Source organism: Streptomyces sp. NPDC126510 (genome assembly GCF_040302345.1).
GTDB lineage: Bacteria > Actinomycetota > Actinomycetes > Streptomycetales > Streptomycetaceae > Streptomyces.
Genome location: NZ_JBEORR010000024.1, coordinates 102,425 through 114,104 on the forward strand (window position 1 = coordinate 102,425; position 11,680 = coordinate 114,104).

Genomic DNA, 11,680 nt, shown 5'->3' on the forward strand with positions numbered 1-11,680 from the left:
GCGCCGGCCGATGTGCTGGGCTTTGGAACGTCTGCCGGCCTGCTGGGTTCCGGACGTCAGCCCGACCCGGTCCACCCACCGCCCCTCCACGGGCATCAGACCGCCATGCGCTCGTCGCTGCGCGTACCCGGAGCGGACGGCCCGACCACCCCGTTGACCACCCGGCAACTGAGGTGATCACCACGGCGGACCGCCGGCTGGTCTCATAGGACCATCAGCCATCGAAGCGGTTCCAGTCGATAGGGAGACCGGCCAGCGGTGCCAGGGCGCTTCGGTGGGTGGCGCCGGCCCAGACACCGAATGTGGGTGGGTGCCCAGGGCCAGAAGGGACGCAGGGGCACAAGGTGCAGCGCTTCGGTGAGTTGCTCGACCTGTGGTGCAGTGAGCTTGCCGGGCAGAGCGAGGTAGTCGACGCCCATGGAGGCCTCGAAGAGGGAGAACTGGATCAGGAAGCCGCCGAGCGGTTCCTGTTCGGCGACCGGCTCCTCGTCGACTTCACGGTCCAGGCAGTCGGATCGGCGTCAGGTCCCTCAAGCGTCCAACCGACGAATCTCAACCCCGCGTCGAACCCACTTCCAACACCGCATGCGAGGCTGACAGGCGAGTGGGTTCGTCATCTCTCCGTACGGAATCGGCGAACCCACGCGTTTCCGTCTCCGCGACTTCAAGGTGATCAACACGTTTCGGGCGGGCCCAGTGCGGGACGGCCCCCGGCGACATCCTGCGAGCGGCACAGGGGTTCGCGTCGTGAGGATGATGGCCGGAGCACCAGTGGTGCGCCTTGCATCAGATGCCCCTGTGTCCGACTTGGGCGACAATGGCTATGAATACACGGCTTCCTCTACGGCGAAATGAGGGAGAACAGTGGGCCTCAACACGCATTTGACCGACGCACAGGAGCAAGCGTTCAAAGAGAACGCGGACGACCTCGCACAGCTGGAACCTCAGCTGGACGAGGTGCGCAGGACGGCCATGTCCCGCCTGGAGAGCGCGGGGCTGGCGGGTGGACCGGACATACTGAACTGCCTGGTCTGCGTTGTGTGTGAGGGGTGGACCCGTGGCAGCAACGGCAGATGCGGCAGTTGCTCCCACGGCTGGTTCTCCCACAACGTGAGATAGCAGTGGGTCATGCGCCGGCCCGTCAGCAAGCCCGTCAGAGGTGCCGCTTGGCCGCCCTGACCAGTCGGCTGATGTCGTCACGAGTCCTGCCCCTGACGTCATCGAGTTCCGTTCTGCCGTCTGCCTTGGACAGCACCGTGACGTCTGCGAGCACGTCCTCCGCGGCCTGACTCAGCGTCTCGTCGTCGGTGAGCATCTGTACGCGAAACAGTGCCTCTTGGGCGTTGGATCGTAGATCGTAGGCGCGGATCCGCACCGTGTCGGGGTCCTCCGGTGGTGGCTGTTCGTGTTCGCAGAACCAGAGGTGAACCAGGCAGCGGCGATAGTTGACCAGTGCGCCGGCGTAGGCGGAGTAGGCATCGAGTCGCTCTTGTCGCAGCTTCTCCTGACGGGCGAACCGATGGCCCCTGTCGGCGGTGCGCTGCTGGAACGCCAGCGTGATCCCCGAACCGAGCAGCGTTCCCAGGACGGCTATGCCGCTGGCGATGATGGTCTCCACATCCCCAGCTGATCACGCATGGCCGTCCTCCGTGGGGTGTTGCGTACGGGCCGGCCCAGCTGCTCGGGCGGAAGCTCCTGGAAGGACGGCGTAAGTGGGCATACGCACGCCTGTGCACGATCCCGGGTAGCGGTAGCCCGTCGGGGCGGACTGAGGCCCTCGCGAAGCTGCTGAACGCGGCTGACTCAACTCGCCCGCGACTTGAACGGCCCTAGGCCAACAGGTTCCGGGTACCGAGGGGCTTCACGGTTTTTCGCGTATCTGATGCCGGGTCAAGTCCGTCTGACGTCCCTAGTCAGGAAGATCTCAAATCTGTCGGACGGGCGGCACACTCTGAGCCCCGCCACACTATCTGGGAGAGTCATGACAAGTAGGTTCACCGAGTTGGCCGTTGACTGCCACGATCCGGAGGGGCTCGCGGTCTTCTGGTGCGAGGTCCTGGACTTCAAGGTGATCGACCGGAGCGAGGGCAAGGTCGAGATCGGCTCCTGGGTTCCGACCGTCGAGGATGTTCGGGTCCGTCAGATGTCGCCCACCCTGCTGTTCATCCAGGTGCCCGAGGGCAAGACCGTGAAAAACCGACTTCACCTCGACGTCAGCCCGATCGACGGCAGCACCGAGGACGAGGTGACCAGATTGCTCGGCCTCGGCGCCACCAAGACGGATGTGGGCCAGGGCTCAGACCGAAACTGGGTGGTCATGGCAGACCCCGAGGGCAACGACTTCTGCGTCCTGCGCACCCTGGCACCGCAGAACTAGGCCGCGAGCGGGCACCCGCACCCGTCACACACTGCAACTATGACGTTGCCGAGAAGACCTCAATGCCAGTCACCGGCCCGCAACAAGGCCCGAAGGCGCCTTCGGAATGGCGCGCAGAAGTCGGGGAGGAGTAGAGACTGGGCTTTGGTTTCCTCGGCCTCCATCACCGTGCAGATGGCAGTAGCCGATCCACCCGGCCGGGTTTCCGCACGCTCGTCCTTGCCGTGTCGCCCCAGCGCAACGCCCAATGAAACGAGTTTGGCAGACGAAGACCCCTGAACTGCGCCATAAAATGCAGTTCAGGGGCCTGATCGGCATTCTTACTTCTTCTTCCCCTGGGTCTTGTCGGGGATCTCCGGGAGCTGGGTTTTTGCTGATCAGGGGCGGTGTTCCGGTGCGCTTGGTGGTCGTCGTTGGTCGTCATTGGCCACTGTCGAGCGACCCCGGACGGCCCAGAGACGGCCCAGCGATGGGGGCCGTTCCCCTGCTACACCGGGCTATCGTGCCATCGTGACAAGCGCGACGGAGCGTCCCCTCCTTTTCCTCGACGTTGACGGTCCACTGATCCCGTTCGGGCTGTCGTCCGGTCGCCCTCAGGCCGCTGCCACAAACGCCTCGGGAAACCCACTGCTGACGCGACTCGACCCTGGGCTCGGATCTCGCCTCACAGCCCTGGGATGCCACCTCGTGTGGGCTACGACCTGGATGGAGGAGGCGAACGAGGTCGTCTCCCCACGCATCGGATTGCCCAGGCTGCCCCTGGTGGAGTGGCCGACCTCTCACGCCGACGAGGGCCCGCGTGGCCTGCACTGGAAAACGCGACACCTCGTCGAGTGGGCCAATGGCCGACCGTTCATCTGGGTCGACGACGAGATCAGCGCCATGGATCGTCTGTGGGTCGATGCCAGTCATTCCGGACCGTCACTGCTTCATCGCGTCGACCCGGCCAAGGGCCTCACGGACGCCGACTTCACCGCGCTCGCCGACTGGCTGCGACTCGTCATACCGAGATGAGCACCGCTTCAGGAGTTCGATCCATCCCCGGCACGGTGGGGCCTTCCTTCGTGCATTGGGACCACGAGCAACCGCCGACATCCGCAGCTGTTCTTAGCCGTTGATGTCAGCGTTGGATGTCATTCAGATCATTTAGAGAGCACCAGGAGGATCAGTTGTAGGGGCATCATGACGAACGCGAGCGACAGCAGCAGTCCGCCGGCCAGCGTCACGCCCGCTGTGCGCCACAGCAGTGTCGAGGCTGTCAGTGAGCAGACGGCCCTGTCGGGCTGCTGACGGTCGTAGACGACTTCGATGCGTCTCGGGTTTCCGCCAATGCGCCTGGCCGCGTAGTCGGGCTCGATCTCGTGCGTCCTGTCCTCCAGGTCGGTATACCGGAAGAACGTCCGCTTGCCCTCTCTCCGGGCGAATGCCGCGACGACCGTGACACCCCGCCTGCGCACGGTCCACCGCTTCCACGCCCACCGGAGCGAGGGCACCACGATCAGCAGACCGAAGAGGGCGGGCACCACCCCGAGCAGCCACCACGCCGCCTGCTGTGGTTCGCCGGCCCACGCCAGCAAGGCGAGTCCGCCGACGTATACGAGAAGGAGAACGATTCCCGCAGCGCGTTCACGGCGTGTCAGCCCCAAGCCCTTCTTCCGGCCGGAGGTGCTGACCGGCCGCTCCTCGACCAGGGCCGCCCCGCCGTGCGCCGGACCGCTGCTGGACCGTGCCCCGTTGGTCACCTCGACGAGCCGGCCCGCTTGGGTGGCGTCGCGGCCTTCCAGGGTGAACACGAGTCCCGGAGCGTCGTCCACGCCCCACAGCGCGATCTCGACCGAGCGCCGCCCCCGGCCCACGGCTCGCGCCTCCTCCACGGCCTCGACCGGTATCCGCCGCCGCAGCCCCTTCTGCTCCAGAACTACGGCCCGGCCCTCCAACCACATGGTCTCGCCGTACCCGCGCAGCGTGATCGACGGCAGTGGCGACAACGGCGGTGACGGCTCATGCCGACGGGACATCAGGACCTCTTTGTTTGGATCCGGAGGGGGTGGCACGAGAACTCCAAAGCATCCCACGTATCCGCCCCAGGGAGCGTCCGTCACCGTGAACCGGCTGGCGGACACCGTTTGCCTCGCCGAGATCCTGGCTTCCTTGTAGGAGCTGCCGCCCCTACGGAAGGCCCGGACACCGCTTCAACTGACGGTACGGCGGCCAAGGGGGGCGGGAATTGAGGGTCCCCGGATTTCGCCGCCTGTATCGAGGTCGGTGCGCTTGTCGTTCACCCGCGGAGCCTTCACCTCCACGGTCCCGGCCGCGGTGGTGACCTTCCTCGGCTGGGGATAGCCGTTGCGCACTACCAGCCGCCGCCCGTTCTCGTCCCGTTGGTCGGCCAACTCGGTGATGTATGCGTTGACCTCGGCTTCCAGCGCGGCGGCCAGCATCCTGCGGGCGCCCTCCCTGACGATCTCGTCCAGCAGCGACGACCCATCTCGCGTGGCGCCGTCTTCGTTGACTACGGTGAGCATGAAGGTGCCTTCCCGACCGACGCCGCGAACGTCGGTCTTGCTCGGTGACCGAGGCTGACGCGGCTCACCTGCAGTGGCGACGTGGAATTCGGCGTGACGCGGAGACCGGCGTCCGTGGCTCATACGCCAAGCCATGGTCCACCTCGGCGGCGGCTGCGGTCTCCGCCAGGGGGAGATCCTTGGCATCGCCGTCGACGCGATCGACTTTGCGGCGGGCACGCTCCACGTGGTCCAGCAGCTCAAGCTGAGCCGCAGCAAGCCCGTGTTCGCCCCACCCAAGGGCGGCAAGCTGCGGGACGTGCCGCTGCCCGGTCCGGTCGCTGATGCCCTACGGGGACAGATGAAGCGGTTCCCGCCGGTGGAGATCACCTTGCCATGGAAGGTGGCGGACGGGCCTCCGGTGACCAAGCGGCTGATCTTCACCGGCCCGCGTGGCGGTCATGTCTGGCGGACGTCCCTCAACGAGGAAGTGTGGAAGCGGGCGCTCGCCTCGGCCGGCGTGATCCCCGAGCGCAAGCCGGGCGAGTCTTACGCCGAGTCCCGCGAGAACGGCATGCACGCCCTCCGCCACTTCTACGCCTCGGTGCTCCTGGACGTCGGGGAGAACATCAAGGCCCTGGCCGAGTACCTCGGCCACTCGGACCCAGGTCTGACACTTCGCGTGTACGCGCACCTGATGCCGTCCAGCCAGGAGCGCACCCGCAGGGCGGTCGCCGCCGTCTTCGAAACAGCGCCCATGGCCTGATGAGGCATTGAGCAGTTGCGCGAGATCCCCTCACGAATGGTTTCGCGCAACCGGGCTCGTGCTCGCCTGCCGTGGTCAGTTGGGTGAGTTATCAACGGGACGGACTGCTCATAGCAGACGGTGTAGCCGTGGTCAGGGCCGGAGCTGAAACCGTCGGCACCGGAGCAGGTGAATCACTCGTAGGTGCTCCACCGTCCCCCAGACCGAACAAGAAGCTCAGGATGAGAACGCACGCTCCGACGGCCGTGATTGCCATGGCCAGGTCACCCTTAGTGGCTCGCCCCTCATGCGCGCCGCTGCTTCGGTGGTACACGATGCAGCCGATGAGGACGCTGACCGCGACAACGAGACCGTTGACCGGGGGAATGTGAAAGGTCACTGCGGGGCCCTTACCTCGATGAAGGCCCTCCCACGGGCCTCTACTGTCGGGGGAGCGCCTCGAAGTAAGGTCCAGATAAGGACTCGTCACGCTGTGCGTACTCTTCCGTACGCAGAGAGTCACCCTCGAGGGCTTTTTTTTGAGGCCCGCCGCTGTGAGAAAGCTGTGGCGAGTGTACCGCTCTACGCGTTCCTTTCACGTGGCTCACCGGCAGGGTGTAACCCCCCAACTCGCCTTCGCCGTAAGGCCTACGACGCCACGTCACCTGCAGACCTAAGTACTGTGACGGCCCGAACACAACAACAAGCCCCCTACCAGCGGACAACCCGCAGGTAGGGGGCTTCTACAGCGCTGCTTACTTCTTCTTCCCCTGGTTCTTGACCGCCTCGATAGCCGCTGCAGCCGCCTCCGGGTCGAGGTACGTGCCGCCCGGGTTCAGGGGCTTGAAGTCGGCGTCGAGCTCGTAGGAGAGCGGGATGCCCGTGGGGATGTTCAGGCCCGCGATGTCCGCGTCGGAGATGCCGTCGAGGTGCTTGACCAGGGCGCGGAGCGAGTTGCCGTGGGCCGCGACCAGGACCGTGCGGCCGGTCAGCAGGTCGGGGACGATCGCGTCGAACCAGTACGGCAGCATGCGGACGACGACGTCCTTCAGGCACTCCGTGCGCGGGCGCAGCTCCGGCGGGAGGGTCGCGTAGCGCGGGTCGGAGAACTGGGAGTACTCGGCGTCGACGTCCAGCGGCGGGGGCGGGGTGTCGTACGACCGGCGCCACAGCATGAACTGCTCCTCGCCGAACTCGGCGAGCGTCTGCGCCTTGTCCTTGCCCTGCAGGGCACCGTAGTGGCGCTCGTTCAGGCGCCACGAGCGGTGGACCGGGATCCAAAGACGGTCCGCGGCCTCCAGGGCCAGCTGGGCCGTGCGGATCGCGCGCTTCTGGAGGGACGTGTGGACCACGTCGGGCAGGAGGTCGGCGTCCTTCAGGAGCTCGCCACCGCGGACTGCCTCCTTCTCGCCCTTCTCGTTGAGGTTCACGTCCACCCAGCCGGTGAACAGGTTCTTCGCGTTCCACTCGCTCTCGCCGTGGCGGAGGAGGATCAGCTTGTACGGTGCGTCGGCCATGCCTCAGAGCGTAATCCACGCTTTCGCCCGTTCGCGTGGCTGCCCGGCAGGCGGACGTTTGACGGGATCTGTTAATTGAGTGGCCCCCGTCAACCATCCACTTGTAGCTTCCCTTGTAACTTGCGCATGCCGCCAGTGCTGCTTACATGCGCCATCCACGCCTGTCGCTTCCCGGGGGATCCATGCCGTACGCCCTGCGTGCCCGACGCGCCGTCCGGGAGACGGTGTCCGGTCTCCCCAGCGCGTTCTGGTGGCTGTGGACCAGCACGCTCGTCAACCGCCTCGGCGGCTTCGTCGCCACGTTCATGGCGCTGTACCTGACCCTCGACCGCGGCTACTCCGCCACGTACGCCGGTCTGGTCGCCGCCCTGCACGGGCTCGGTGGGGTGGTCTCCTCGCTGGGCGGCGGGGTGATGACCGACCGGCTGGGCCGGCGGCCCACCCTGCTGATCGCGCAGTCCTCGACCGCCGTGTCCGTCGCGCTGCTGGGCTTCGTGCGCGACCCGGTCGCGATCGCCGGTGTCGCCTTCCTCGTCGGCATGGCGAGCAACGCCTCGCGGCCCGCCGTGCAGGCGATGATGGCCGACATCGTCCGGCCCGAGGACCGTATCCGCGCCTTCTCCCTGAACTACTGGGCCATCAACCTCGGCTTCGCCGTCTCCTCCATGGCCGCCGGGTTCATCGCCGAGGTCAGCTACCGCGCCGGATTCCTGATCGAGGCGGGGATGACGCTGGCCTGCGCGATCCTCGTCTTCCTGCGGCTGCCGGAGTCCAAGCCGGCCGAGCGGGTGGTGACGGCGGGCGTCCGGGACGACTCCGTCAGCCTGCGCACCGTCCTGCGCGACGGGCGGTACATGAGCGTCGTCGGACTGTCCTTCCTCGTCGCGATGGTCTTCCAGCAGGGCTCGGTGGGGCTGCCGGTGGCCATGGGCGAGGCCGGCTTCTCCCCGGCCGAGTACGGCATGGCCATCGCCGTCAACGGCGTGCTGATCGTCGTCCTGCAGATCCCGGTCACCCGCTTCATCCAGCACCGCGATCCGCGCCGGCTGCTGATCGTCTCGTCCGTCCTCGCGGGGTACGGCTTCGCGCTCACCGCCTTCGCGGGGTCCCTGGGCGTCATCGCGCTCACGGTGTGCGTGTGGACCCTGGCGGAGATCGTCAACGCGCCGACGCAGACCAGTCTCGTCGTACGGCTGTCCCCGGTGCACGGGCGCGGGCGCTACCAGGGCATGTACACGATGTCCTGGTCGGTGGCCGCACTCGTCGCCCCGCTGCTGTCCGGGTTCGTCATCGACCGGTTCGGGGCGGCGTGGCTGTGGGGGCTGTGCGCGGTGGTGGGGACGGCTGCCGGGGTGGGGTACGCCGTGCTGATGCGGCGCCTGCCCGGCGAGGAGAAGGTGGCCGAGCCGTCGGTGGGGGTGCGGCCGCAGCCGGAGGTCGGTGCGGGGTGAGGCGGGACCTGCCGTCGGGCGTGGCGGCCGTCCCGGCGGGATGCCGCGTCCTCATGTGAGGTGTCGTTGAGGCTCGCGACCTCGTGACCCACCGGCCCGTCACATCGGCAGGGAGTACAGCCGTACCCGCCCTGGAGGCCAGTGCGCGTCGTCGTGCAGGGGCGTCACCATCGTGCGCAGCGGCATGGTCACCACGCCGGAGCCGGGCTGTTCGACGAGTACGTCCGTGTCGAGCGGGTGCCATCCGAGGCGCTGGTACAGCGGCACGAGGGAAGGCCGGCAGAACAGGAGCGCGTGCCGAGGGCCCTGCGTGCGAGCGTGGTCGAGGGCTGCCGCGAGCACGAGCCGGGCCAGGCCGCTGCCCCGTACATCGGGCGCTACGGCCACTCCGCCCACGCCCATCACCTCGGCCTGCTCGCCCTCGACCGCGACCGGCAGTCGCAGCAGACCGGCATGGGCCACGAGCCGGCCGTCGAGCCGGACGCCGAAGTGGTCCTCCTTGGGGAGCCAGGTCAGACCGGCCGCGGCAACGCCGAAGGGGTCGTCGCCGCTGCCGAGGATCTCGTCCTGCTCGGTCTTCGTGTAGCTGGAGAGCCGGGTGACGGCCGGTGCCCCAGGGGGCTCGTTCGCGGTCGGATTCGCGGACGGGTTCGCGGACTGGTGCGCAGACATACCAGCATCATGATCCAGAGCTGCGCGGCCGACGCCGGCAGGTTTCCCCCTCTCCGGGAACGGCCGCCCACGACGCCCCCTCCACAACCGGCCGCACTACCCGTCCACGAACCCGAGCTCCGTGTCCGGTCGGCACTGCGGGCAGGCCTTGACCCCGTCGGCGAGGGCGCGCCGGGCATGGTCGCGGTCGACGCCCTTGCTTCGCCGGCCCGCGTTCCAGCAGCCGCCGACATGGACGTACACGGCTTCCTGTCCGGACAGGCCGTGCTCGATCAGCCAGTCCGGCGCGGGGGGCCGGGCCAGGAGACCGCGCCGGCGTTCGGTCTGGCGGCGCTCCTCGTCCGCGATCCACCGGCGGGTGCGTGCCAGGTCGCGCTCCTGCACGCGCTGCAGGAAGCGGAGCAGCGCGAGCCGCGACTCCGGGTCGTTCATGCGTTCGATTCTAGGAGCAGGGTGCTCCCTCGGCCCACCCCCACCCCGACCCCCATCTCCGGGTACGGCACCTTCGGGTCCTCCGGCAGCCCACGCCGGTGGCACCTGGAAGGCGGCGGGGTTACCTCCGAGGTAATCGACGCGCCCCACGCACCCCGGCAGGCTGGGTGCCATGACACCTGCCGACACCGCCGAAGCCACCCGCTCCACCGTCCGGAAGTTCCTCGAGCTCCGGCTCGCCGGCGACACCGAGGGGCTGACGGCTCTCTTCGCCGACACCGTCGACTGGGTGCTCGCCGAAAACCCCGCCGTGCCCTGGATCCGGCCTCGGTCCACCGCCGCCGAGTGCGCGGCGCAGGCCGATGAGCTGGCCCGGTACACCGTCCCCGAGGACGCCCGCGCCTCCGTCGACACGTTCCTCGTCGACGGGACGGACGCCGTGTTGATGGGGCATCTCTCCGGGACCGTCCGGGCGACCGGCAAGCCCTTCGCCGGACCCTTCGCACTGCGGCTCACCGTCGAGGGCGGGCGGATCACCCGGCACCACCTGTACGAGAACAGCGTGTCGATCGCCGCGGCCTGCACACCCTGAGCCCGGCGCCGGACCACCAGGACCGAAGGGGCCACCCGTTGACCGGCCCCGCACGCCCTACGGCCCGGCGCGTGGCCGCGCAGGGCCGTAGCGAGGTCACCCCCCGCCCTCACCCCGCACGACCCGCACGTACTGCCGCCGGTCCTCGTCCCGCACGACCACCCCCAGCCGCAGCAGTTCCCCGCGCAACTCCCGGGCGTCCTCGGCGCCGCCCTCCTCCGTGCGAACCTGCGCGCGGGCCCGCAGCAGGGCGTCCGCGCCCGTGGGCAGGCCGGGGATGCCGGGGACCCAGCGGCGGAACTCGGCGCGGTGCGGATCCTCCTCCGCCCACGGGTAGCCGTGTGCGGTGAGGGTGTCCGCCAGGCGCCGCCAGTTCAGGCCGCAGTTCTCCCGCGCCAGTTCGAGGCTGTCCGGGCCGAGCAGGACGAGCTGCTTGCCGTCCCGGAAGAACACGGAGATCCCGTCGCGGGTGAAGTCCTGGACGCTGTCCCGGACAGCCAGGGTCACGTGGGTGTCGTGGACGCGGACGGACAGCGACTCGTGCACCCCCATGAAGCCGAGCAGCAGGCCGCCGAGCACACCCACCGCGGTCGTACCGAGGGTCAGGGCGGGTTCCGGGACCGAGGTCAGCAGTTCGGCCGGCCCTTCGAGCGGCGCCCACGGCAGGGCGAGCAGCAGGCGGGCGAGGAGCGGGAGCAACGCGCCGGCCACGGCCCCGCAGGCGACGCAGAAGAGCACGATGACCCAGGCCGATTCGGTGAGTTCCGTCGCCCTGCCCGCCTGCGGGCGGGGGCCCTTCCGCATGGGAACGTTCCTGGCTTCCTCCATACGGCCAGTCTCCTCAGCGGCCGTCCGCCCTGTCGTCAGCCGTTGGTCTACGCCCCCGCGACTTTGGTCGCCGGCCCGACTCCCCGGCTCACGGGTGCATCCGCGTCCCCTTCACCACCTTGTCCACCGCGTTCTTCGGGCCGTACACGGCGAGCCCCACCAGGTCCAGGTCCGCGGTCGGCACGGCTCGTACCGCGGCGCGGTTGTCGCGGTCGTTGCCCGTGGCGAAGAGGTCGGAGGTGAAGACCGCGCGGGGCAGGGCGCGGGAGAGGGCACGGGTGTGGGCGGCGGTCAGGGTCTCCTTCGTGGCCTCGAAGACCATGACCGGCTGGCGGAACATGGGGAGGTAGGGCACGCCGTCCGCGTCCTCGTACGGTTCGCCGATCACCTCGGGAATCTCCGTTCCGAGGCCGCTGACCAGGAACGATGTCACGTTGAGGCGCTGCCAGGGCTCCAGGTCCGCGCGCAGCAGTACGGCGATCTTCGTGTCGAAGCGGATCGGCTCCGGGGAGGGTTCGGTGTCCATGCGCCGAGCGTGCCCGCCGGTCCCCGCCGGGGTCTT

General features: G+C 68.5%; 11 protein-coding genes and 2 pseudogenes. 5 read left to right on the forward strand and 8 right to left on the reverse strand.

From position 1 onward, the window contains the following. Window positions 1-1,153 precede the first annotated feature (1,153 nt). Window positions 1,154-1,618: a plasmid transfer protein KilB gene (gene kilB, locus ABTX60_RS29840; RefSeq protein ID WP_352100109.1), complete on the reverse strand. Its 465-nt coding sequence runs from the start codon at window positions 1,616-1,618 to the stop codon at window positions 1,154-1,156. Between the two features lie 363 nt (window positions 1,619-1,981). On the opposite strand from kilB, the gene ABTX60_RS29845 reads away from it, so the two are divergent. Together ABTX60_RS29845 and ABTX60_RS29850 are read left to right on the forward strand one after the other, a co-directional pair. Then, complete coding sequence (locus tag ABTX60_RS29845) at window positions 1,982-2,377, forward strand: VOC family protein (RefSeq protein ID WP_352100110.1); 396 nt, start codon at window positions 1,982-1,984, stop codon at window positions 2,375-2,377. 510 nt (window positions 2,378-2,887) lie between these two features. Next, window positions 2,888-3,391: an HAD domain-containing protein gene (locus tag ABTX60_RS29850; RefSeq protein ID WP_352100111.1), complete on the forward strand. Its 504-nt coding sequence runs from the start codon at window positions 2,888-2,890 to the stop codon at window positions 3,389-3,391. A gap of 128 nt (window positions 3,392-3,519) precedes the next feature. Here ABTX60_RS29850 and ABTX60_RS29855 read toward each other — a convergent pair whose 3' ends face one another. Beyond that, window positions 3,520-4,395, reverse strand: coding sequence for a hypothetical protein (locus tag ABTX60_RS29855; protein WP_352100112.1), 876 nt, complete (start codon window positions 4,393-4,395; stop codon window positions 3,520-3,522). 186 nt (window positions 4,396-4,581) lie between these two features. Continuing rightward, a pseudogene (locus ABTX60_RS29860) lies at window positions 4,582-4,902 on the reverse strand (transposase); the annotation flags it as partial. 127 nt (window positions 4,903-5,029) lie between these two features. Here ABTX60_RS29860 and ABTX60_RS29865 point away from each other — a divergent pair. Then, window positions 5,030-5,647 (forward strand): annotated as a pseudogene (locus ABTX60_RS29865) (tyrosine-type recombinase/integrase); the annotation flags it as partial. A 734-nt stretch (window positions 5,648-6,381) separates the two neighbouring features. Here the strand turns inward: ABTX60_RS29865 and ABTX60_RS29870 are convergent. After that, window positions 6,382-7,143 carry a phosphoglyceromutase gene (locus tag ABTX60_RS29870; protein ID WP_352100113.1) on the reverse strand — a complete coding sequence of 254 codons (762 nt, stop codon included), beginning with the start codon at window positions 7,141-7,143 and terminating at the stop codon, window positions 6,382-6,384. Between the two features lie 182 nt (window positions 7,144-7,325). On the opposite strand from ABTX60_RS29870, the gene ABTX60_RS29875 reads away from it, so the two are divergent. Continuing rightward, complete coding sequence (locus ABTX60_RS29875) at window positions 7,326-8,594, forward strand: MDR family MFS transporter (RefSeq protein WP_352100114.1); 1,269 nt, start codon at window positions 7,326-7,328, stop codon at window positions 8,592-8,594. A 99-nt stretch (window positions 8,595-8,693) separates the two neighbouring features. Here ABTX60_RS29875 and ABTX60_RS29880 read toward each other — a convergent pair whose 3' ends face one another. Together ABTX60_RS29880 and ABTX60_RS29885 are read right to left on the reverse strand one after the other, a co-directional pair. Continuing rightward, a complete protein-coding gene (locus ABTX60_RS29880) occupies window positions 8,694-9,266 on the reverse strand; it encodes a GNAT family N-acetyltransferase (RefSeq protein ID WP_352100115.1) in 573 nt (190 codons plus the stop codon). A 96-nt stretch (window positions 9,267-9,362) separates the two neighbouring features. Continuing rightward, entirely contained in the window at window positions 9,363-9,698 is a 336-nt protein-coding gene (locus ABTX60_RS29885; protein ID WP_352100116.1) for a DUF6233 domain-containing protein, read from the reverse strand. A gap of 172 nt (window positions 9,699-9,870) precedes the next feature. Between ABTX60_RS29885 and ABTX60_RS29890 the strand changes: the two genes are divergently transcribed. Beyond that, window positions 9,871-10,290: a nuclear transport factor 2 family protein gene (locus ABTX60_RS29890; RefSeq protein ID WP_352100117.1), complete on the forward strand. Its 420-nt coding sequence runs from the start codon at window positions 9,871-9,873 to the stop codon at window positions 10,288-10,290. 96 nt (window positions 10,291-10,386) lie between these two features. Here ABTX60_RS29890 and ABTX60_RS29895 read toward each other — a convergent pair whose 3' ends face one another. Together ABTX60_RS29895 and ABTX60_RS29900 are read right to left on the reverse strand one after the other, a co-directional pair. Continuing rightward, a complete protein-coding gene (locus ABTX60_RS29895) occupies window positions 10,387-11,094 on the reverse strand; it encodes a YqeB family protein (protein ID WP_352100118.1) in 708 nt (235 codons plus the stop codon). 112 nt (window positions 11,095-11,206) lie between these two features. Continuing rightward, the gene (locus ABTX60_RS29900) at window positions 11,207-11,644 is read right to left on the reverse strand and encodes a DUF2000 family protein (protein WP_352100119.1); all 438 of its coding nucleotides are present in this window, start codon (window positions 11,642-11,644) and stop codon (window positions 11,207-11,209) included. Between the last annotated feature and the right edge of the window lie 36 nt (window positions 11,645-11,680).

Coding starts and splice junctions, on each gene's coding strand:
- ABTX60_RS29845 (WP_352100110.1), top strand. CDS start 1,982: ATGACAAGTAGGTTCACCGAGTTGGCCGTTGACTGCCACGATCCGGAG.
- ABTX60_RS29890 (WP_352100117.1), top strand. CDS start 9,871: ATGACACCTGCCGACACCGCCGAAGCCACCCGCTCCACCGTCCGGAAG.
- ABTX60_RS29895 (WP_352100118.1), bottom strand. CDS start 11,094: ATGCGGAAGGGCCCCCGCCCGCAGGCGGGCAGGGCGACGGAACTCACC.
- ABTX60_RS29855 (WP_352100112.1), bottom strand. CDS start 4,395: ATGTCCCGTCGGCATGAGCCGTCACCGCCGTTGTCGCCACTGCCGTCG.
- ABTX60_RS29870 (WP_352100113.1), bottom strand. CDS start 7,143: ATGGCCGACGCACCGTACAAGCTGATCCTCCTCCGCCACGGCGAGAGC.
- ABTX60_RS29885 (WP_352100116.1), bottom strand. CDS start 9,698: ATGAACGACCCGGAGTCGCGGCTCGCGCTGCTCCGCTTCCTGCAGCGC.
- ABTX60_RS29880 (WP_352100115.1), bottom strand. CDS start 9,266: ATGTCTGCGCACCAGTCCGCGAACCCGTCCGCGAATCCGACCGCGAAC.
- ABTX60_RS29900 (WP_352100119.1), bottom strand. CDS start 11,644: ATGGACACCGAACCCTCCCCGGAGCCGATCCGCTTCGACACGAAGATC.
- ABTX60_RS29875 (WP_352100114.1), top strand. CDS start 7,326: ATGCCGTACGCCCTGCGTGCCCGACGCGCCGTCCGGGAGACGGTGTCC.